At 72.0% G+C, this 20,692-nt stretch carries 21 protein-coding genes; 11 read left to right on the top strand and 10 right to left on the bottom strand.

The window, feature by feature from the left end:
- Window positions 1-1,431: an aldehyde dehydrogenase family protein gene (locus OO62_RS23675; RefSeq protein WP_033269574.1), complete on the top strand. Its 1,431-nt coding sequence runs from the start codon at window positions 1-3 to the stop codon at window positions 1,429-1,431.
- Window positions 1,424-2,284 carry an aldehyde dehydrogenase family protein gene (locus OO62_RS23670; protein ID WP_033269573.1) on the top strand — a complete coding sequence of 287 codons (861 nt, stop codon included), beginning with the start codon at window positions 1,424-1,426 and terminating at the stop codon, window positions 2,282-2,284. The genes OO62_RS23675 and OO62_RS23670 overlap by 8 nt, the downstream gene beginning before the upstream one ends.
- A gap of 86 nt (window positions 2,285-2,370) precedes the next feature.
- Here the strand turns inward: OO62_RS23670 and OO62_RS23665 are convergent, their stop codons facing one another.
- The gene (locus OO62_RS23665; protein ID WP_033269572.1) at window positions 2,371-2,775 is read right to left on the bottom strand and encodes a hypothetical protein; all 405 of its coding nucleotides are present in this window, start codon (window positions 2,773-2,775) and stop codon (window positions 2,371-2,373) included.
- Window positions 2,776-2,921: 146 nt separating this feature from the next.
- Between OO62_RS23665 and OO62_RS23660 the strand changes: the two genes are divergently transcribed.
- Together OO62_RS23660 and OO62_RS23655 are read left to right on the top strand one after the other, a co-directional pair.
- Complete coding sequence (locus OO62_RS23660) at window positions 2,922-3,641, top strand: uridine kinase family protein (protein WP_398741806.1); 720 nt, start codon at window positions 2,922-2,924, stop codon at window positions 3,639-3,641.
- Between the two features lie 90 nt (window positions 3,642-3,731).
- A complete protein-coding gene (locus OO62_RS23655; RefSeq protein ID WP_033269571.1) occupies window positions 3,732-4,208 on the top strand; it encodes an OsmC family protein in 477 nt (158 codons plus the stop codon).
- A 230-nt stretch (window positions 4,209-4,438) separates the two neighbouring features.
- Here the strand turns inward: OO62_RS23655 and OO62_RS23650 are convergent, their stop codons facing one another.
- Window positions 4,439-5,245, bottom strand: coding sequence for a SigE family RNA polymerase sigma factor (locus OO62_RS23650; protein WP_033269570.1), 807 nt, complete (start codon window positions 5,243-5,245; stop codon window positions 4,439-4,441).
- 224 nt (window positions 5,246-5,469) lie between these two features.
- Here OO62_RS23650 and afsQ1 point away from each other — a divergent pair, with 224 nt between their 5' ends.
- From afsQ1 to OO62_RS23625, 5 genes are all read left to right on the top strand, one after another.
- Window positions 5,470-6,147 (top strand): two-component system response regulator AfsQ1, encoded by a 678-nt coding sequence (afsQ1, locus tag OO62_RS23645; protein ID WP_026169550.1) that lies wholly within the window; start codon window positions 5,470-5,472, stop codon window positions 6,145-6,147.
- Window positions 6,045-7,922 carry an ATP-binding protein gene (locus OO62_RS23640; RefSeq protein ID WP_410177144.1) on the top strand — a complete coding sequence of 626 codons (1,878 nt, stop codon included), beginning with the start codon at window positions 6,045-6,047 and terminating at the stop codon, window positions 7,920-7,922. Before afsQ1 ends, OO62_RS23640 begins: the two co-directional genes overlap by 103 nt.
- On the top strand, window positions 7,919-8,545 hold the full coding sequence (locus OO62_RS23635) for a hypothetical protein (RefSeq protein ID WP_033269567.1): 627 nt from the start codon (window positions 7,919-7,921) through the stop codon (window positions 8,543-8,545). Before OO62_RS23640 ends, OO62_RS23635 begins: the two co-directional genes overlap by 4 nt.
- 147 nt (window positions 8,546-8,692) lie before the next feature.
- The gene (locus OO62_RS23630) at window positions 8,693-9,247 is read left to right on the top strand and encodes a VanZ family protein (protein ID WP_033269566.1); all 555 of its coding nucleotides are present in this window, start codon (window positions 8,693-8,695) and stop codon (window positions 9,245-9,247) included.
- Window positions 9,248-9,294: 47 nt separating this feature from the next.
- The gene (locus tag OO62_RS23625; RefSeq protein ID WP_033269565.1) at window positions 9,295-9,501 is read left to right on the top strand and encodes a PspC domain-containing protein; all 207 of its coding nucleotides are present in this window, start codon (window positions 9,295-9,297) and stop codon (window positions 9,499-9,501) included.
- A gap of 97 nt (window positions 9,502-9,598) precedes the next feature.
- Here the strand turns inward: OO62_RS23625 and OO62_RS23620 are convergent, their stop codons facing one another.
- Window positions 9,599-9,886 (bottom strand): hypothetical protein, encoded by a 288-nt coding sequence (locus OO62_RS23620; protein WP_033269564.1) that lies wholly within the window; start codon window positions 9,884-9,886, stop codon window positions 9,599-9,601.
- A gap of 142 nt (window positions 9,887-10,028) precedes the next feature.
- Complete coding sequence (locus OO62_RS23615) at window positions 10,029-11,186, bottom strand: adenosine deaminase (RefSeq protein ID WP_033269563.1); 1,158 nt, start codon at window positions 11,184-11,186, stop codon at window positions 10,029-10,031.
- Between the two features lie 103 nt (window positions 11,187-11,289).
- Here OO62_RS23615 and OO62_RS23610 point away from each other — a divergent pair, with 103 nt between their 5' ends.
- Window positions 11,290-12,057 (top strand): alpha/beta hydrolase, encoded by a 768-nt coding sequence (locus tag OO62_RS23610; protein WP_078617329.1) that lies wholly within the window; start codon window positions 11,290-11,292, stop codon window positions 12,055-12,057.
- Between the two features lie 54 nt (window positions 12,058-12,111).
- On the opposite strand, the gene OO62_RS23605 is transcribed toward OO62_RS23610, so the two are convergent.
- Entirely contained in the window at window positions 12,112-13,020 is a 909-nt protein-coding gene (locus OO62_RS23605) for a LysR family transcriptional regulator (RefSeq protein ID WP_033269561.1), read from the bottom strand.
- Between the two features lie 119 nt (window positions 13,021-13,139).
- On the opposite strand from OO62_RS23605, the gene OO62_RS23600 reads away from it, so the two are divergent.
- Window positions 13,140-14,459, top strand: coding sequence for an MFS transporter (locus OO62_RS23600; RefSeq protein ID WP_033269560.1), 1,320 nt, complete (start codon window positions 13,140-13,142; stop codon window positions 14,457-14,459).
- A gap of 145 nt (window positions 14,460-14,604) precedes the next feature.
- Here the strand turns inward: OO62_RS23600 and OO62_RS23595 are convergent, their stop codons facing one another.
- The 5 genes from OO62_RS23595 to OO62_RS23575 all read right to left on the bottom strand — a co-directional run bounded on the left by OO62_RS23595 (window position 14,605) and on the right by OO62_RS23575 (window position 20,570).
- Window positions 14,605-15,882: a thymidine phosphorylase gene (locus OO62_RS23595; RefSeq protein ID WP_033269559.1), complete on the bottom strand. Its 1,278-nt coding sequence runs from the start codon at window positions 15,880-15,882 to the stop codon at window positions 14,605-14,607.
- Between the two features lie 278 nt (window positions 15,883-16,160).
- Complete coding sequence (locus tag OO62_RS23590; protein ID WP_033269558.1) at window positions 16,161-16,556, bottom strand: cytidine deaminase; 396 nt, start codon at window positions 16,554-16,556, stop codon at window positions 16,161-16,163.
- A complete protein-coding gene (locus tag OO62_RS23585) occupies window positions 16,553-17,842 on the bottom strand; it encodes an ABC transporter permease (RefSeq protein ID WP_033269557.1) in 1,290 nt (429 codons plus the stop codon). The genes OO62_RS23590 and OO62_RS23585 overlap by 4 nt, the downstream gene beginning before the upstream one ends.
- Entirely contained in the window at window positions 17,839-18,945 is a 1,107-nt protein-coding gene (locus OO62_RS23580; RefSeq protein WP_033269556.1) for an ABC transporter permease, read from the bottom strand. The genes OO62_RS23585 and OO62_RS23580 overlap by 4 nt, the downstream gene beginning before the upstream one ends.
- On the bottom strand, window positions 18,942-20,570 hold the full coding sequence (locus tag OO62_RS23575; protein WP_228332661.1) for an ABC transporter ATP-binding protein: 1,629 nt from the start codon (window positions 20,568-20,570) through the stop codon (window positions 18,942-18,944). The genes OO62_RS23580 and OO62_RS23575 overlap by 4 nt, the downstream gene beginning before the upstream one ends.
- Window positions 20,571-20,692 lie beyond the last annotated feature (122 nt).

The raw sequence follows: 20,692 nt of genomic DNA, 5'->3' as shown, positions 1-20,692 counted from the left end.
ATGACCTTCGATTACGCACCCGCACCCGAGTCCCGCGCGGTCGTCGACATCGCGCCGTCCTACGGCCTGTTCATCGACGGGGAGTTCGCCCCGGCGTCCGACGGCAAGGTGTTCAAGACCGTCTCGCCCTCGTCGGAGGAGTCCCTCTCCGAGGTGGCGCAGGCGAGCGCCGAGGACGTCGACCGTGCCGTGAAGGCCGCCCGCAAGGCGTTCGAGAAGTGGTCGGCGCTGCCGGGCGCCGAGCGCGCCAAGTACCTGTTCCGGATCGCCCGGATCATCCAGGAGCGCTCGCGTGAGCTGGCGGTCCTGGAGTCGCTGGACAACGGCAAGCCGATCCGGGAGTCCCGGGACGCCGATCTGCCGCTGGTCGCCGCGCACTTCTTCTACTACGCGGGCTGGGCCGACAAGCTCGATCACGCGGGCTACGGCCCGAACCCGCGCCCGCTGGGTGTCGCGGGCCAGGTCATCCCCTGGAACTTCCCGCTGCTGATGCTGGCGTGGAAGATCGCCCCGGCGCTGGCGACCGGCAACACGGTCGTCCTGAAGCCCGCCGAGACGACGCCGCTGTCCGCGCTGTTCTTCGCGGACATCTGCCGTCAGGCGGGTCTGCCCAAGGGTGTCGTGAACATCCTCACCGGGGACGGTTCGACGGGCGCGGCGCTGGTCGGGCACCCGGACATCAACAAGGTCGCCTTCACCGGTTCCACCGAGGTCGGCAAGGCCATCGCCCGTACGGTCGCCGGCACGGACAAGCGGGTCACCCTCGAACTGGGCGGCAAGGCGGCGAACATCGTCTTCGACGACGCCCCGATCGACCAGGCCGTCGAGGGCATCGTCAACGGCATCTTCTTCAACCAGGGGCACGTCTGCTGCGCCGGGTCCCGCCTGCTGGTGCAGGAGTCCGTCCAGGACGAGCTGCTGGAGGCGCTGAAGCGCCGGATGCGGACGCTGCGGGTGGGTGATCCGCTGGACAAGAACACCGACGTCGGTGCGATCAACTCCGCCGAGCAGCTGGCCCGGATCACGGCGCTGGCCGACGCGGGTGAGGCCGAGGGCGCCGAGCGCTGGGCCCCGGACTGCGAACTGCCCGGCTCGGGCTACTGGTTCGCGCCGACCCTCTTCACGGGTGTCACCCAGGCGCACCGCATCGCCCGTGAGGAGATCTTCGGTCCGGTGCTGTCCGTGCTGACGTTCCGTACGCCGGCGGAGGCCGTGGAGAAGGCCAACAACACGCCGTACGGGCTGTCGGCGGGCATCTGGACGGAGAAGGGCTCGCGGATGCTGTGGATGGCGAGCAAGCTGCGGGCGGGCGTCATCTGGTCCAACACGTTCAACAAGTTCGACCCGGCTTCGCCGTTCGGCGGGTACAAGGAGTCGGGCTTCGGTCGCGAGGGTGGCCGGCACGGTCTGGAGGCGTACCTCAATGTCTGATCGGCTGAGCGTTCTCAAGACCTACAAGCTGTACGTCGGGGGCAAGTTCCCCCGGTCCGAGAGCGGGCGGGTGTACGAGGTGACCGACTCGAAGGACAGGTGGCTCGCCAACGCGCCGCTGGCCTCCCGTAAGGACGCCCGGGACGCGGTGGTCGCCGCCCGTAAGGCGTTCGGCGGCTGGTCGGGCGCGACGGCGTACAACCGCGGGCAGATCCTCTACCGCGTCGCGGAGATGCTGGAGGGCCGGCGGGACCAGTTCGTCGCGGAGGTCGCGGACGCCGAGGGGTGCTCGAAGGCCAAGGCCGCCGCGCAGGTGGACGCGGCGATCGACCGCTGGGTGTGGTACGCGGGCTGGTCCGACAAGGTCGCCCAGATCGCGGGTGGCGCCAACCCGGTCGCGGGCCCGTACTTCAACATGTCGGCGCCGGAGCCGACCGGTGTGGTCGCCGTCCTGGCGCCGCAGGAGTCGTCGTTCCTCGGTCTGGTCTCGGTGGTGGCGCCGGCGATCGTCACCGGCAACACGGTGGTCGTGGTGGCCGCGCAGGACGCGCCGCTGCCGGCGCTGTCGCTGGCCGAGGTGCTGGCGACGTCCGATCTGCCGGGCGGTGTGGTCAACCTCCTCTCGGGCCGTACGGCGGAGCTCGGGGCGCCGCTCGCCGCCCATCAGGACGTCAACGCGATCGATCTCGCGGGTGCGGACGCCGGGTTGGCGAAGGATCTGGAGACGGCGGCGGCCGACAACCTCAAGCGGGTGCTGCGCCCGGGGGCGGTGGACTGGAGTGCCGCCCCGGGGACGGAGCGTCTGCTGTCCTTCCTGGAGACGAAGACGGTCTGGCATCCGATGGGCGTCTGACCGGGCGGCCTGCGGGCCCGTAGGGCGGCGCGGGACCCCACCTGTGGTGGTGGGGTCCCGCGCCGTCGTCGTGGTGGGCCGGCCGGTCAGCCGGGCAGCACTCTGGTGGTGAGGCCGACGAGCGGTACGTCGCGGAGGGCGGCGCCGCGGGAGAGGGAGCCGGTCACGACGGTGGTGCTCAGCGGCTTGAAGTCGGCGATCTGGGTGGCGACGGCGTTGGCGAGCGGGTCGACGGCGGTGTTGGCGAACGGGTCCAGTTGGAGGTTCTTGACCGGGCCGACGCCGCCGGCGACGGAGTGCAGGAGGGCGCCGGTCAGTGCGGAGGCCGTGGCGCCGGTGTCGGTGCCGTGCGCCGGGGCGGGCGCGGGGGCCGCGCTCGCCGTCGCCGCACCGCCCGCCGCGAGGGCGGCTCCGGCCGCGGAGACCGCCAGACCTGCGCGCAGCAGGGTGCGCGGGACGCGACCGGTCCTGGGACGTGCGTGGGAGGGCATGGGCCACCTGCCTGTGGGTCGAATGGCTGTACGGGCGGAGGAGTTGGGTAATCGGTTGACTGCGTAGCGTAGTTGAGCGGGGGTGGCCGATCCACCTCGCGCGCCAGGGGTCCCCCACACGGCCGCATGGGCGACAATGAGTACCCGTGAGCTCTCACTCCTTCGCCCTGCCGCCGTCCGCCAAGCTCTCGGCTCCTCCTTCGCCCCCGGCTCCGGCCGGGCGGGGGGACCGCCCTGAGCGGGGCGGCGCTCCCGCCCGTGTCGTCCTGCTGACGGGCCCGTCCGGTTCCGGCAAGACGTCCCTGGCCGCGCGCAGCGGTCTGCCGGTCCTCAACCTCGACGACTTCTACAAGGACGGGACGGACCCGACGCTGCCGCAACTGGCCGACGGTGGCGGCGCGGACTGGGATTCGCCGCTCTCCTGGGACGCCGGCGCGGCGGTGGCGGCGATCGAGGCACTGTGCCGTACGGGGCGTTCGGACGTTCCGGTGTACGACATCGCCGCGAGTGCCCGGGTCGGCGGGTCCGAGCTGGATCTGGGCGGGTCCGGGCTGTTCATCGCGGAGGGCATCTTCGCCGCGGATGTCATCGCGGCCTGCCGGGCGGCGGGGGTGCTGGCGGACGCGCTGTGTCTGCGGGGCCGGCCGTCCACGACGTTCCGCCGGCGGCTGGTGCGCGATCTGCGGGAGGGCCGCAAGTCGGCGCCGTATCTGGTGCGTCGTGGGCTGCGGCTGATGCGCGGTGAGCGTGCCGTGGTGGCCCGGCACACCGCGCTGGGTGCGTATGCGTGCGCGGGGCCGGAGGCGCTGGCGCGCATCGTGGCCGCGCGGACGGCGGGCGTGCCGGGCGCGCCCGTTCGCTCCTGAGGTCCGGTCGCGGGCTGCCGGCTCCCGGCCGTTCGTGTCGTGGCGGGCGGGCGGCCGTAGGCTGCGGGCAGTCGACGAGGGGATGGCCCGATGCCGGGACAGCACAGCTACCGCACCACCGTCACCTGGACCGGCAACTCCGGTTCCGGGACCAGCGGATACCGCGCGTACGGCCGGGAGCACGAGGTGCGCGCGGAGGGGCCGCCGCCGCTCGCGGGCACCGCCGATCCGGCGTTCCGCGGCTCGGCGGACCGCTGGAATCCGGAGCAGTTGCTGCTCGCCTCGCTGGCGCAGTGCCACATGCTGACGTATCTGGCGCTGTGCTCGCTGGCGGGTGTGGTGGTCACGGGGTACGTGGACGACGCGGAGGGCACGATGGCGGAGGACGGTGCGGGCGGCGGCCGGTTCACCGATGTGGTGCTGCGGCCGCGGGTCGAGGTGGCGTCGGCGGACGACGCCGAGCGGGCGCGGGCGCTGCACGGTGACGCGCATCAGAAGTGCTTCATCGCCAACTCGGTGAATTTCCCGGTGCGGCACGTGCCGGTGGTGGCGGTGCGGGGCGCCTGACCGGCGCGGACCCGGCGCACAACGAGGGAGCGGGTTCGGGCAGACCCCCCGGCCGCCCGAACCCGCTCCGTTTTCCCCGTGTCCCCCGTGTTTCCCCTCTTTTACGTATCCCCCGATACGTCCGGCTTCCGCGGATTGCTCCGCTTCTGCCGGTTTCCCCCGTATCCCCCGTACCCCCCTCGGGCTTCCCCTCGGGTGCGGGCCCAGCTTCCCCCGTGGGCCCGGTTCCTTCAGGCCACCAGCTCGCCGAAGGACTCCTCCTCGTCACGGCCGAAGCTGAGGACGTCGTCCTCGCGCAGCCGGCGCAGGGCGCGCCAGATGCTCGACTTCACCGTGCCGACACTGATGTTGAGAATGTCCGCGATCTCCGGGTCCGTACGGCCCTCGTAGTAGCGCAGGACCAGCATGGTGCGCTGCGTCTCGGGCAGCCGGGCCAGGGCCTGCCACAGCACGGCGCGCAGTTCGGTGCCGCGCATCGCGTCCACCTCGCCGGCCGTCTCCGGCAGCTCCTCCGTCGGGTACTCGTTGAGCTTGCGCCGGCGCCAGGCGCTGATGTGCAGGTTGGTCATGGTGCGGCGCAGGTAGCCGCCGAGCGCCGCCTTGTCGCTGATCCGGTCCCAGGCGCGGTAGGTCGAGAACAGCGCGCTCTGCAGCAGGTCCTCGGCCTCGTAGCGGTCGCCGGTCAGGTGGTAGGCGGTGGCGTACAGGGAGGCGCGGCGCTCCTGGACGTAGGCGGTGAAGGCCGCTTCGGCCTCGGCCGCCTCCGACGCGGAACGCCGTTCCCCGGTGGCCTCCCCGTACTCCGCTCCCCCGTTGTCTCCCCCGTGTGCGGCGCCCCCGTGCGCCGCGTTTCCCCCGGTGACGCTGATCGTCGTCGCGTCGATGGCCACCATGTAGGGCGGCCGCTGACGCGGGACGCCGCGGGTGCAGCTGCGTGCGCCGCCGAGCCCTGCGGCACCGGACTTCTCGGTGGTCCGTACGACGTCGTGGAGTCGCGTGATAACTGCGCTGGAAGTCGTGCCGTGCAGTGTGTTCATCTCGCGCCCCCCGTCGTAGAGCCAGCTCGTTCGGTGTCTCCGGGTTGTTGATCTCTCCCGGTGCCCAAAAGACTGCCAAGCCAGTTTCATCGCGTTGTCCGTCGACTGTCACAGCCCTGTCACAGGGGCGGGTGGCGGCCGCGTGGGTCCCCCGCGCGTGCGGGCCTTGTGCACGGGGGCGCCACTGGTCGATGTCCCGGCGTCCCATGGGACAGAATGGCGCTGTGCCTTTCCTGTTGCTGATCGAGGACGACGACGCCATCCGCACGGCCCTCGAACTCTCGCTGTCCCGCCAGGGTCACCGTGTGGTGACCGCGGCGACGGGCGAGGACGGCCTGAAGCTGCTGCGTGAGCAGCGCCCGGACCTGATCGTGCTGGATGTGATGCTGCCGGGCATCGACGGCTTCGAGGTGTGCCGGCGGATCAGGCGTACGGACCAGCTGCCCATCATCCTGCTCACCGCGCGTAACGACGACATCGACGTCGTGGTGGGGCTGGAGTCCGGTGCCGACGACTATGTCGTCAAGCCGGTCCAGGGGCGGGTGTTGGACGCCCGTATCCGGGCGGTGCTGCGCCGTGGCGAGCGGGAGTCCAGTGACTCGGCGACGTTCGGTTCGCTGGTCATCGACCGGTCGGCGATGACGGTCACCAAGAACGGCGAGGACCTGCAACTGACGCCGACGGAGCTGCGGTTGCTGCTGGAGCTGAGCCGCCGGCCGGGCCAGGCGCTGTCGCGGCAGCAGCTGCTGCGGCTGGTGTGGGAGCACGACTACCTGGGCGACTCGCGCCTGGTGGACGCCTGTGTCCAGCGGCTGCGCGCGAAGGTGGAGGACGTCCCCTCCTCGCCCACGCTGATCCGTACGGTCCGCGGCGTCGGCTACCGGCTGGACTCCCCGCAGTGACGGAACCTTCCCGCGGCGGCGGGGCGCCGGACGAGGGCGCGGGCGACGGGGCCGGGGGCGCCGCGGAGGCAACCGCCGGCCGCCGGGTGCCGCGGCTGCTGGGGCGGGCGTCGGGGCTGCTGCGCTGGACGAGTCTGCGGCTGCGGCTGGTGGTGGTCTTCGCACTGGTGGCGCTGACGGCGGCGGTCTCGGCGTCCGGCATCGCGTACTGGCTCAACCGCAACACGGTGCTGGACCGCACCCAGAACGCGGTCCTGAACGACTTCCGCAAGTCGCTGGAGGACAGCACGCGGTCGCTGCCGCTGCGTCCGCGGTGCTCCGAACTTCAGGACGCGGCGCGGCAGATGGCCGCCGGGCCGCAGAACTACGCGGTGCTGCTGATCGGTGTGGACCGTGAGGGCAAGGACTGTGCGGCCACGACGGACAAGAACCTGCTGACGCTCAGGAACGTGCCCGCGTCGCTGCGCAGCGCGGTCGAGCAGGTCCGCCCGGTCGACGAGTCCAACCGCTACTCCCACCACCTGTACTGGCAGCGCAAGGAGCTCGGGGACGCCCCGTACCTGGTCGCCGGCGCGAAGGTGATCGGCGGCGGGCCGACCGGCTACATGATCAAGTCGCTGGCCGCCGAGCGGCAGGACCTCAACTCGCTGGCCTGGTCGCTGGGCATCGCCACGGCGCTGGCGCTGGTCGGGTCGGCGCTGCTGGCGCAGGCCGCCGCGACGACGGTGCTGCGGCCCGTGCAGCGGCTGGGGCACGCGGCGCGGCAGCTGGGCGAGGGGCGGCTGGACACCCGGCTGCGGGTGACCGGTACCGATGAACTCGCCGATCTGTCGCGGACGTTCAACCGTACGGCGGAGCGGCTGCAGCAGCGGGTGGAGGAGCTGAGCGGGCGGGAGGCGGCGTCGCGTCGCTTCGTCGCGGACATGTCGCACGAGCTGCGGACGCCGCTGACGGCGATCACCGCGGTCTCGGAGGTGCTGGAGGAGGAGGCCGACTCCCTCGACCCGATGATCGCGCCCGCCGTCCAGCTGGTGGTGAGCGAGACCCGTCGGCTGAACGACCTGGTGGAGAACCTGATGGAGGTGACCCGCTTCGACGCGGGCACGGCCCGGCTGGTGCTGGACGACGTCGACGTGGCGGACCAGGTGACCGCCTGCATCGACGCCCGGGCCTGGCTGGACGCGGTGGACCTGGACGCGGACCGCGGCATCGTGGCGCGGCTGGACCCCCGCCGGCTCGACGTCATCCTGGCGAATCTGATCGGCAACGCCCTCAAGCACGGCGGGTCGCCGGTGCGGGTGTCGGTGCGGACGGAGGAGGGCCGGGGGGCGGACGCGGGCGCCGGTGAGGCGGCCGGTGCCGGCGAGGACGGCGGCGGTGCGGCCGGGGCGGGTGCCGAGGGCGCGCCGGTCGACGCGGCCGCCGAGCCCGGTGAGGAGACCGCGGACGAGGGCCGGGCCGGGGGCGGTGAGCTGGTGATCCGGGTACGCGATCACGGCCCCGGCATCCCGGAAGAAGTCCTTCCGCATGTCTTCGACCGTTTCTACAAGGCCAGCGCCTCGCGCCCCCGTTCGGAGGGCAGCGGGCTGGGCCTGTCCATCGCCCTGGAGAACGCGCACATCCACGGCGGTGAGATCACCGCGGCCAACCACCCCGAGGGCGGCGCGGTCTTCACCCTGCGGCTGCCGATGGACGCCTCCCCGCTGACGGACGGCGGCGGGCGGGACGGCGGCCGCGGCGGGGCCGCCGGCGAGGGCCCGGAGGGCGGGCGATGACAGCGACCGGGCGCGGGTGGCGGCGTACGGCCGCGGTGGCGGCGCTGGCGCTGGCCGCCGCGGGCTGCGGGATCCGGGGCACGTCCGTGCCGGTCGACGCGGGCGGCGCGCCGTCGCGGGTGAGCTGCAAGGCTCCGGCGAGCGAGACGGCGCCGGGCGCGTCCGACGGTACCCAGGCCACCGTCTATCTGGTGTGCGGTTCGGCGCTGGCGCAGGTCGAGCGGGCGGTCCCGGTGGCGAAGGGCACGGCCGGCACCGATCCGCGTCTGCAGGCCGCCCGCGCCCTGCTGGGCGAGTTGCAGCGCCGGCCGTCGTCCGACGAGGACAAGGCCGGGTTCAGCACCGCCGTGCCGGTGGACCTGAAGGTCGCCGGGCCGCGCCAGGGCGATCCGCCGGACGCCCTGCGGCTGACCGTCCGGCCGGACGACCTGCCGTCGTTCGCACTGGCACAGCTGGTGTGCACCTACGGCGCGAGCCCGGCTCTGGGCCGCACGCACGCCGCGGTGCTGGCCGGTCCCGGCCACGACTCCGCGCACCGCTACGACTGCTCCGCCGACGTCCTGGCCAACCCGGACATCGCGCAGAACGCCGGGTGGGGGGACCCGCTCTCGGAAGAGGGGTAGCCGGAGCGGTGGCGGCGCGCGGGGCCGTCGCGCGCACGGGCGGCCCGGGGAGCGCCGCGGGCCGGAGCGGGCCGCCGCCCGGGGCCGCGGGCAAACCCGGCGCACGCCGGCGGAACCGTTGCCACCGCTACCGGCGTCCTGGCCTGTGTGCAGCGTCATGGCCCCGGCAGCACCGCCGCCCCCCGTATGCGCGTCACCGGACTCCTCCTCCTCGTGGCGCATCTGCTGATCGTCAGCTGGCTCACGCTGCGACCTCGTACGGTGCCGTGGGTGCCCGCGGCGAATCTCGAACCGCTGGCGACGATCCGGGCGGAGCTGGCGCACGGGCTGTCGTGGGACGCCGTGCAGCACCTGGGCGGCTCGGTGCTGCTGCTGGCGCCGCTGGGGGTGCTGCTGCCGCTCTCGGCCGGGCGCCTGAACGTTTCGCCGCTGGTGTCGCTGACCCGGACCGTCTTCGCCGGCGCAATGATCGCGCTGGCCATCGAGCTGCTGCAGTCAGGGGTGCCCGGCCGGGTCCCGGACATCGACTCGGTGCTGCTGGGCGCCCTCGGGGTGGCACTGGTGCACCTCGCGGTGGTACCCGGGGCCCGGTCCCGGCTCCGCCGCCGGTACGAGCGTCTCGGGGATACGACCCCGAGGATCCCCAGGGTCGGAGTAGCCCGGCAGGCTGACGTGCTGACGGGCAGCCGGACCTACCTTTGAGGCATCGGGGCAGCCGCCCCACCGAAGCCGAGAAGGAGAAGATCGTCATGGCCGCCGCACTGGTCCGCCCCCGCAACAACCGAATGATCGCCGGAGTGTGCGCGGGCCTGGCCCGTCGCTTCGGTATGACCCCGGCGACGATGCGCGTGATCTTCGTGGTGTCGTGTCTGCTGCCCGGCCCGCAGTTCCTGGTCTACCTGGCGCTGTGGATACTCCTGCCCTCGGAGGACAAGGCCGCCGCCACCGCCTGGTAACCGGCCCGGCCCGGACACGGCGACGCCCCGGCCGTCAGCGCGGAGGCGTACGGCCGGGGCACGGCGGGTGCGCGTCCCCCCGAGGGGACGGCGCGGATCAGCCCAGGGTCTTGCCAAGCGCGTTGGTCGGCAGACCGCCCAGGAGGCTGTTGCCCTTGGAGTTCAGCGGCGTCTTGATGTCGCCGCCGACCGGCTTGGACTGGGTGGCCCCGGAGAGGGTCTTGGTGGCGTCCTTGACCGGCAGGTTCTTGACCGGCAGGTTCTTGAGCACGCCGGTGGTGTCGGCACCGCTCAGCGAGGCGGCGCTGGCGGCGCCCGCGGCGGTGACGGCGATGGCGGCACCGAGGGCGGCGGCACCGAGAGTCTTGATGGTTCCCTGCTTCATCGAATTACGTCCTCATTGATGGGGGCTTGACCGGCCAATCAACCTAGTGATGCGGCAACCGGCGCCGCAAACAGCCACGAGGAATGAAAAAACGGCCGGTGGACATTCCACCGGCCGTTGCGCTATATGCTCGCGCTACCCCTTACGCACGGTCAGACTCACTGCTCAGCGGGGTCGTTGTCGCCGCCGGGCGGAACAGCCATTCGGCCCGCAGTTCGGCATATCCGGGCTTGATGACGTCATTGATCATGGCCAGACGTTCATCGAAAGGAATGAACGCTGATTTCATCGCATTGACTGTAAACCACTGCATGTCATCGAGCGTGTACCGGAATGTCTTGACCAGGTGCTCGAATTCCAGCGACATGTTCGTGCCGCTCATCAGCCGGTTGTCCGTGTTGACGGTGAGCCTGAACTGGAGCCGGCGCAGCAGGCCGATGGGGTGCTCCGCGTAGGAGGGCGCCGCGCCGGTCTGGAGGTTGGAGGTGGGGCACATCTCCAGCGGGATGCGCTTGTCACGCACGTACGAGGCGAGCCGGCCGAGGATCACCGAGCCGTCGTCGGCGACCTCGATGTCGTCGATGATCCGGACGCCGTGGCCCAGCCGGTCGGCGCCGCACCACTGGAGCGCCTGCCAGATGGACGGCAGGCCGAAGGCTTCACCGGCGTGGATGGTGAAGTGGTTGTTCTCCCGCTTGAGGTACTCGAAGGCGTCGAGGTGGCGGGTGGGCGGGTAGCCGGCCTCGGCGCCGGCGATGTCGAAGCCGACGACGCCGGTGTCGCGGTAGCGGTTGGCGAGTTCGGCGATCTCCAGGGCGCGGGCGGCGTGCCGCATGGCGGTCAGCAGGGCGCCGACACGGATGCGGTGGCCGTTCTCGCGGGCCCGGCGCTCACCCTCGCGGAAGCCCTCGTTGACCGCCTCGACGACCTCTTCGAGGGTCAGCCCCTGCTCCAGGTGCTGCTCGGGCGCGTACCGGACCTCGGCGTAGACGACGCCGTCGGCGGCCAGGTCCTCGGCGCACTCGGCGGCCACCCGGGCCAGTGCGTCGCGGGTCTGCATGACGGCGCAGGTGTGCGCGAAGGTCTCCAGGTAGCGCTCGAGCGAGCCGGAGTCGGCGGCCTCGCGGAACCAGATCCCGAGCTTTTCGGGGTCGGTCTCGGGCAGGCCGTCGTAGCCGGTGGCGCGGGCCAGGTCGACGACCGTGGCGGGGCGCAGTCCGCCGTCGAGGTGGTCGTGGAGCAGCACCTTGGGGGCGCGGCGGATCTGTTCACTGGTCGGAAGGGTGGTCTCGCTCGTCATTGCGGCACTCTAGCCCCTACGCGCGTAGATATCACCGAACGATACGTAACAGTGACCCGTCCACAGGGTGGCGGGCACCTCTCCTTCTGCCATCGTTCTGGTCATGGCTCAGCAAGCGCTGCCGGAGCGTGAGGCCCGGCTCGGAAGACCGCTGGGATCGGGCGGTACGGAGCGGGCGGTGACCGGGGTCGCCCTCCTGCTGCCGGGCGGCGGCCCGACCGGGACACGGCGCCCGTCCCCGGTGACCGCGCTGGCGGTGCGCCCGCTCGCGGCCCGGCTGGCGAGGGCGGGCCGCGCCGAGGGGCTGGCGACGCATGTCGTGCACTACCGCTGCCGCGGCTGGAACGGCGCCGCGGCCCATCCGGCGCGCGACGCCGCCTGGGCGCTGGAGGAGGTGGTCCGCCGCTACGGCGACGTCCCGGTCTGCCTCGTCGGCACGGGCATGGGCGCCCGCGCCGCCCTGCACGCCGCGGGCCACCCCGCCGTCAACTCGGTGCTCGCGCTGGCCCCCTGGCTGCCGGCCCCGTGCGCAGACGGCGAGCACCCCGATCCGGTGAAGCAGCTCATCGGCCGCCGGGTCCTGCTCGTCCACGGCACCAACGACGAGCGCCACGACCCCGATCTGTCCTACCGCTACGCCGAGCGCGCGAAGAAGGTCAACCGCGACACCTGCCGCTTCGAGGTCCACTCCGACGGCCACTCCCTGCACCAGCACCGCGCCGAAGTGCACGCCCTGGCAACGGACTTCCTGCTCGGCTCGCTCTTCGCCCGCGACTACGCCCGCCCCGTGGCAGACGCCCTCGCCGCACCCCCACCCCTCGGCCTCCGCATGCCCCTGGCCGCGGGCTTCGGCACTTCGCTGCGGCGCTGAGCGCGGCCCTTCCCGCCGGCACCGACCGCAGCGACGGGCGGCCAAGGCGGGCCCTCAGGACAGCAGTTCGCCGCGGCGGCTCAGGAGGAATTTTTTGAAGGCGGCCACCGGGGGTGTGTCCACGTGGCCGTCGAGCCAGGCGACGCCGATCTCGCGGACGGCGCGGGGGGCGGTGACGGTCAGTTCCACGACGCCGGGGCGGGGTACGGCGGGTGGGGGCAGGAGGGCGACGCCCAGGCCGGCGGCGACCAGGCCGCGGAGGGTCTCGGCCTCCTCGCCCTCGAACGCGACCTTCGGGGTGAACCCCGCCTCGGTGCACAGGGCGTCGGTGATGCGACGCAGGCCGTAGCCCGGTTCGAGGGTGACGAACAGTTCGTCGGCGGCCTCGACGAGGCGGATCCGTTTGCGGGTGGCCAGCCGGTGGTCCTCCGGTACGACCAGGCGGAGTTTCTGTTCGTCGAGCCGGCGGGCGACCAGGTCGGGGTAGTCCGGGACGGGGGAGGTCAGGCACAGGTCGAGGTCGCCGGCGCGGAGCCGTTCGATCATTGCCTCGCCGTAGTTCTGGACGAGCTGGAAGCGGACCTTGGGGTGGTCGGCACGGAAGGTGCGCAGCAGGCCCGGTACGGTCTCCGATCCGAGCGTGTGCAGGAATCCGAAGGCGACCTTGCCGGCCTCCGGGTCGACGTCCGCGCGGACGGACTCGGTGGCGCGTTCGACGTCTGCCAGCGCGCGTTCGACGGAGGAGAGGAAGGTGCGGCCGGCGGGGCTGAGGGAGAGGGTCCGGCCGTGCCGGGCGAAGAGGGCGACGCCGAGGTCCTCCTCCAGCCGGACGATGGCGCGGCTCAGCGTCGACTGGGGCATCCCCAGCTCCTGCGCGGCGCGGGTCACGTGCTCGTGGCGGGCCACGGCCTCGAACTGGGCCAGCCGCGGTGCCAGCGTCAGCGCCCAGGAAGATTCCGACATGTCTTTTCTGTTGCGAAGCTGCAACAGGGACCCCGGCGACCTGCGATCATGCATCACAGCATTGATTATGCAGTTTCCATGCATTGGACGCATGAAAACCGGCGCTCTACCTTCGAAGCATGCCTCCCGCTGATACCGGGGCGTCCGTCACCGACCGTGCGGCCGCCTCTCCCTCGTCGTCCACAGACTCTTCTTCCTCCGCCGCCGCGCCCGATCCCGAGGCCGGCAAGCTGCGGCCCGGCGGGCCCGGTTACCGCCGGATGAGCTTCGCCCTCTTCGCCGCCGGAGTGGCCACCTTCGCCCTGCTGTACTCGACGCAGGCACTGCTGCCGGCGATCTCCACCGACCTCCGGGTGAGCCCGGACCAGGCCAGCTGGACGGTGTCGGCGGCGACCTTCGGGCTGGCGCTCGGGGTGATCCCGCTGAGCGCGGTCTCCGAGCGGTTCGGGCGGCGCGCGCTGATGACGGCGTCCCTCTCGGTGGCCGCGCTGATCGCGCTGGTGGTGCCGTTCGCGCCGTCCCTCGGCGTACTGATCGCGCTGCGCGCCGTCCAGGGTGTCGCGCTGGCCGGGCTGCCGGCCTCGGCGATGGCGTTCCTGGCCGAGGAGGTACGCGCCAAGGCGCTGGTGGCGGCCATCGGACTGTTCGTGGCGGGCAACAGCATCGGCGGCATGTCCGGCCGGATCGTGACCGGCTGGGTCGCCCAGGCATGGGGCTGGCGGGCCGCGCTGGGCGCGGTCGGCATGCTGGCCGTGGTGTGCGCGGTGACGTTCCGGCTGCTGGTGCCCAGGGCCCGGCACTTCGCCCCGCGTGCGGTGGGCCCGCGGGCGCTGGCCCGTACGCTCGGCGGCCACCTCGCCGACCCGCTGCTGCGCCGGCTGTACGGCATCGGCGCGCTGTTCATGACGGTCTTCGGCGCGGTCTACACGGTCATCGGCTACCGCCTGGTCGCCGAGCCGTTCAACCTGCCGCAGGGCATCGTCGGTTCGATCTTCGTGATCTACCTGGTCGGTACGGTCTCCTCGGCCGCGGCCGGCAAGCTGGTGGCCCGGGTGGGCCGCCGGGGCGCCCTCTACCTGGCCGTGGGCACCACCTCGACGGGCCTGCTGCTGAGCCTGGCCGACTCGGTGGGCGCGGTGCTGGCGGGCCTCGTCCTGATCACCGCCGGCTTCTTCGCGGGCCACGCGGTCGCCTCGTCCTCGGTCAGCCGCACCGCCAAGACGGCCCGCGCCCAGGCGTCGGCGCTCTACCAGTGCGCGTACTACGTCGGCAGCAGCCTGGGTGGTGCACTGGGCGCCGCGGCCTTCCACGCGGTCGGCTGGGAGGGCACCGTGCTGCTCGGCCTCGCGGCGATGCTCGGCGCCGCGTCGATCACCCTGTACGCCACCCGCAAGGCGATGACCGAACGCCGGCTGCTCCACCTGGAGAGGGCCGCGTAACACCCCCTCAGCGCGAAGGGCCCGCCCCGCCACCTGTCCTGGTGGGGCGGGCCCTTCGTCGTCCGTGCGGGACCGGTCCCACCATGCCCGAACGGGACCGGCGGCAATCCGCCGGTCCCGTTCACCCGTACGAGGAAACCGCAGGTCAGCCGATACGTTCCAGCACCACGGGGCCCGCCACGAAGGTGGCGTCGGCGGGGCCGACGAGGACGCCGCCGTCGAGGGCCTGGAGGGCGTAGGGGAGCTTCTCGGGGGTGTCGGTGTGCAGGGTGAGCAGGGGCTGGCCGGCGGTGACGCGGTCGCCGGGCTTGGCGTGGAGTTCGATGCCGGCGGCGGCCTGGACCGGGTCCTCCTTGCGGGCCCGGCCGGCGCCCAGACGCCAGGCGGCGAGGCCGACGGCGTAGGCATCGAGGGTGGTGAGGGTGCCGGTGGCGGAGGCGGTGACGGTGTGCTGCTCACGGGCGACGGGGAGGGCCGCGTCGGGGTCGCCGCCCTGCGCGGTGATCATGCGGCGCCAGTGGTCCATGGCGGAGCCGTCGGCGAGCGCCTTGGCCGGGTCGGCGTCCTTGAGGCCGGCCGCGTCAAGCATTTCGCGGGCCAGCGCGAGGGTGAGGTCGATGACGTCCTGGGGGCCGCCGCCGGCCAGCACCTCGACGGATTCCCGTACTTCGAGGGCGTTGCCCGCGGTCCGGCCGAGGGGGGTGGCCATGTCGGTGAGCAGGGCGACCGTGCGGACGCCGTGGTCGGTGCCCAACCCGACCATGGTGGAGGCGAGTTCGCGGGCGTCGTCGAGGTGCTTCATGAAGGCGCCGGAGCCGACCTTGACGTCCAGGACGAGGGAGCCGGTGCCCTCGGCGATCTTCTTGGACATGATCGAGGAGGCGATGAGCGGGATGGACTCGACGGTGGCGGTGACGTCGCGGAGGGCGTAGAGCTTCTTGTCGGCGGGGGCGAGGCCGTCGCCGGCGGCGCAGATGACGGAGCCGACGTCGCGCAGCACGTCCAGCATCTCGGCGTTGGAGAGGGTCGCGCGCCAGCCGGGGATGGACTCCAGCTTGTCGAGGGTGCCGCCGGTGTGGCCCAGGCCCCGGCCGGAGAGCTGCGGGACGGCGGCGCCGCAGGCGGCGACGAGCGGGGCGAGCGGCAGGGTGATCTTGTCGCCGACGCCGCCGGTGGAGTGCTTGTCGGCGGTGGGGCGGGGCAGCGAGGAGAAGTCCATGCGCTCACCGGAGGCGATCATGGCCGCGGTCCAGCGGGCGATCTCCTTGCGGTTCATCCCGTTGAGGAAGATGGCCATCGCCAGGGACGACATCTGCTCGTGGGCGACCTCGCCGCGGGTGTAGGCGTCGATGACCCAGTCGATCTGATCGGGGGTCAGTTCGCCGCGGTCGCGCTTGGTACGGATGACGGAGATGGCGTCCATGGACGGTTCCTTTCGAACGGGTAGGTCCGTTCTACACGCATAGACGCCGGGGTGGCCAGGGCGGGCCGGCAGACGGCAGGCACGGCACGTAAGGGGCGGGCGTTCGCATCCCGTAGGGGACGCGAACGCCCCTTGCAGACCACAACGTGAGGGGAGGCCAGGGCGTTCCGGGGGCCGCCGGCGGCAGGCGCCACCGGAGGCCGCCGACGGCAGGCGCCGCCGGCGGTCAGCGGCGGCAGGCACCGCGCGTGGTCAGCGGCAGCGGGCGCCGCCCGTGGTCAGCGGGTGAGGTGGTGGGGGCCGAAGGCGTCCGGCAGCAGCTCGGAGAGCGGGCGGACGCCGGCACTCGTGTCGACCAGGAGGTCCGGGCCGCCGTGCTCGTGCAGGAGTTGGCGGCAGCGGCCGCAGGGGACCAGCAGGTCGCCGGCGCCGTCGACGCAGGTGAAGGCCGTGAGGCGGCCGCCGCCGGTGGCGAACAGGGCGGAGATCAGGCCGCATTCGGCGCACAGGGCGAGGCCGTACGAGGCGTTCTCCACGTTGCAGCCGGTGACCGTGCGGCCGTCGTCCACGAGGGCGGCGGCCCCGACGGGGTAGCCGGAGTACGGGGCGTAGGCCCGGGACATCGCGTCCCGGGCCTGCGCCCGCAGCGACTCCCAGTCGGGAGTGGTGCTCACTTGCCCTGGCCTCTCCGGTAGATCTTGCCGATGGCCTTCGGGGGCCGCAGTCGTTGCGAAGCCAGCGAGAGCACCAGCAGCGTGGCGATGTACGGGGCGACACCGACGATCTCCAGCGGGACCGTGTCGGTGGTGGCGTACCAGGCGGCGAGCAGCACGGCGACGACCAGGCTGATCACGGCCTGGGGGCGCTGCCCGGCGCGCAGCTTCCACACCGCCAGGCCGACCAGCAGCACGGCGAGCAGGAGCAGCAGCGCGTGGACGGTGGGGCCGCCGCCGCGCAGCTGGAGCGCGTCCATGAAGCCGAACAAGCCGGCGCCCATGGCGACGCCGCCCGGCCGCCAGTTGCCGAAGATCATGGTGGCGAGGCCGATGTAGCCGCGGCCGCCGGTCTGGCCGTCCTGGTAGATGTGCACGTAGATCGCGAGGAACGCGCCGCCGAGGCCGGCCAGCGCGCCGGAGACGATCACCGCCGCGTACTTGTAGCGGTAGACGTTGACGCCCAGCGACTCGGCCGCGATCGGGCCCTCGCCGCAGGAGCGCAGCCGCAGGCCGAAGGCGGAACGCCACAGGACGAAGAAGCTGAGCACGAAGACGACGGCGGTCAGCAGGGTCAGCCAGGAGACGTTGGTGACCAGGGAGCCGAGGATGCCGGCCACGTCGGAGACCAGGAACCAGTGGTGCTGCTCGACGGAGTAGAGCCAGTCGGACAGACCGGGCACGGTGAACGTCGGCATGTCGGGCATCGGTGGCGACTGCTTGTCGTTGCCGCCGGCGGCCGCCGCCGCGCTGCCGTCCGCGCCGAACCACAGCTTGGCGAGGAACTGGGTCAGGCCGAGCGCCATGATGTTGATGGCGACGCCGGAGATGATGTGGTCGACGCCGAAGGTGACGGTGACGACGGCGTGCAGCAGTCCGCCGAGCGCGCCGCCGACGATTCCGGCCGCCGCCGCGGCCCAGGGGCCGTGCTGCCAGCCGACCGCGCCCGCGGAGAAGGCGCCCAGCATCATCATGCCTTCGAGGCCGATGTTGATGACGCCGGAGCGCTCGGACCACAGACCGCCGAGGCCGGCCAGGCCGATCGGCACGGCGGCGTTGAGCGCGGCGGTGTACTGGCCGGATTCGGTCAGGTTGTTGGCGCCGGTGATCACCCGCAGCAGGGACAGCAGGATCAGGCTGCCCGAGATGATCAGCAGGACCTTGGGGTAGCTGAGCTTGGCCCGGGATGCCTTGGGCTTGTGGTGGTGGGGGCTCTGGTCGACCGGAGCCGTGAGGTTCGTACTCACGAGGACACCTCCGCCTTCTCGGTCTTACGGGCCTGGGCGGCGAGCTCCGCGCCGACCTGCCGCTGCTGGAGTCTGAGGCCGTAGCGCCGTACGAGTTCGTAGGCGACGACGACGCACAGCACGATGACGCCCTGCATCACGCCGACGATCTCCTGCTGGTAGTCCTCGAATTCGAGCTGGGTGCCGGTGCGCTCGAGGAAGCCCCACAGCAGCGCGGCGGCGGCCATCCCGAGCGGGTGGTTCCGGCCCAGCAGCGCGATGGCGATGCCGGTGAAGCCGATGCCGATGGGGAAGTCGGTGCCGTAGTTGTACGAGGAGCCGAGCAGCGTGGGCATGCCGATCAGGCCCGCCGCGGCGCCGGACAGCAGCATCGAGGTGACGATCATCCGCTTGACGCTGACGCCGCCCGCCTCGGCCGCGGACTCGGACTGGCCGACCGTGCGGAGGTCGAAGCCGAAGCGGGTGCGGTTGAGCACGAACCAGTACACGAAGCCGACGACCACGGCGATGACGAGGAAGCCGTCGAGGGGAGCGGGCTGGGTGGGGATGGTGAAGAAGTGGCTGGAGGCCGGGAGGTTCGGCGTGTGGAAGAGGTTGCCGTCCTTGACCGCGAGCCGGCCGTCCTGGAGGAAGTAGCCGATGACCGCGGCCGCGATGGCGTTCAGCATGATCGTGGTGATCACCTCGCTGACGCCGCGGGTGGTCTTCAGCAGACCCGCGATGCCTGCCCAGACCGAGCCGACCAGCATCGCGACGATGATGATGACCGGGATCTGGAGGAAGCCGGGGAGGGTCAGCGCACCGCCGACCACCGCGGCGAAGAACGCCGCGATGCGGTACTGGCCGTCGACGCCGATGTTGAAGAGGTTCATCCGGAAGCCGATGGCGACGGCCAGCGCGGACAGGTAGTAGGGGACCGCCTTGTTGATGATCCAGACCTGGCTGTCGCTCTTGGAGCCGAAGTCGGCCATCACCAGGTAGGCGTGGATCGGGTCCTTGCCGGTGGCCAGGATGATCACCGAGGTGATGGCCAGCGCCGCGACGATCGCCAGGACGGGCGCGGCGATGCCCAGGATCAGCTTGTTCTTGTCGATCTTCTTCACTCGGACTCCCCCTCCTGGGACGAGCGCGGCTCCTGCTCCGCGGCGGAGTCGTTGTCGGAATGCGTGAGATGGCCGCTGGCGGCGCCGGTCATGGCCGAGCCCAGCTCCTCAGGGGTGATGGTGGCGGGGTCCGCGTCCGCGACGAGCCGGCCGCGGTACATCACCCGCAGGCAATCGGACAGGCCGATCAGCTCGTCCAGGTCGGCGGAGATCAGCAGTACGGCGAGACCCTCGTGGCGGGCGGTACGGATCTGGTCCCAGATCTGCGCCTGGGCGCCGACGTCCACGCCCCGGGTGGGGTGCGCGGCGATCAGCAGTTTGGGGTGGTGGCTCATCTCACGGCCGAAGATCAGCTTCTGCTGGTTGCCGCCGGAGAGCGAGGCCGCGGTGACCTCGATGCCGGGGGTGCGGACGTCGTACTCGGCGACGATCCGCTCGGTGTCCGCGCGGGCGGCCTTCAGGTCGAGCAGCCGGCCCTTGGCGTTGGGCTTCTGGGTGACGTGGCCCAGGATGCGGTTCTCCCACAGGGGGGCCTCCAGCAGCAGGCCGTGCCGGTGGCGGTCCTCGGGGATGTAGCCGATGCCGTCCTCGCGCCGGGTGCGGGTGGGCAGGTGGCTGATGTCGGTGCCGTCCAGCGTGATGATGCCGCTGTCGGGGTCGCGCATCCCCATGATCGCCTCGACCAGTTCGGCCTGGCCGTTGCCCTCCACCCCCGCGATGCCCAGGACCTCGCCCTTGTGGATGGTCAGCGACACGTCCTCCAGGACGGTGCGCTCCACCCCCTCCGCATCGGCGGTGGTCAGCCTCAGCCCTTCGACCTTCAGCATCTCCACGTCCGTGACGGTGGACTCGCGGGTCTGCGGCGACGGCAGCTCGCTGCCGACCATCAGCTCGGCGAGCTGCTTGGGCGTGGTCTCGCCGGGAACGACGGAGGCCACGGTGGTGCCGCGCCGGATGACGGTGATGTCGTCGGCGACCGAGAGCACCTCGCCCAGCTTGTGGGAGATGAAGATGACGGTCAGGCCCTCGGCCTTGAGTTCGCGCAGGTTGTCGAAGAGCGCGTCGACCTCCTGCGGGACCAGCACCGCGGTCGGCTCGTCGAGGATGAGCGTGCGGGCGCCGCGGTAGAGGACCTTGAGGATCTCCACGCGCTGGCGGTCGGCGACGCCGAGGTCCTCGACGAGGACGTCGGGGCGGACACCGAGGCCGTAGCGGTCGGAGATCTTGAGGATCTCGGCGCGGGCCTTGGCGCCGATGCCGTGCAGTTTCTCACCGCCGAGAACGACGTTCTCCAGGACGGTGAGGTTCTCGGCGAGCATGAAGTGCTGGTGCACCATGCCGATGCCGCGGGCGATGGCGTCGGCCGGGCTGTGGAAGCTGACCTGGTCGCCGTCGATGCCGATGGTGCCCTCGTCCGGCTTCTGCATGCCGTAGAGGATCTTCATCAGCGTGGACTTGCCCGCGCCGTTCTCGCCGACCAGCGCGTGCACGGTGCCGCGGTGGATGGTGATGTCGATGTCGTGGTTGGCGACGACTCCCGGGAACCGCTTGGTGATCCCGCGGAGTTCCACCGCCGGTGCCGCGGCGGGGGCGCTGTCTGCCTGGGGGCTGCTGGACGCTTTGATGGCGCACTCTCCTCGGGGGACAGGGAGTGGTACGAAGGAGCGGGGAGGTGAAGATATCGCGCCAACTCCGCGCTACGCGCGTAGTGTTGACGCCGAAAAAAGCCGAAAACCTGCCGGGGCGA

The organism is Streptomyces lydicus (genome assembly GCF_000717345.1).
Classification (GTDB): Bacteria; Actinomycetota; Actinomycetes; order Streptomycetales; family Streptomycetaceae; genus Streptomyces; species Streptomyces lydicus.
This window is presented reverse-complemented; position numbering and strand designations above follow the sequence as displayed.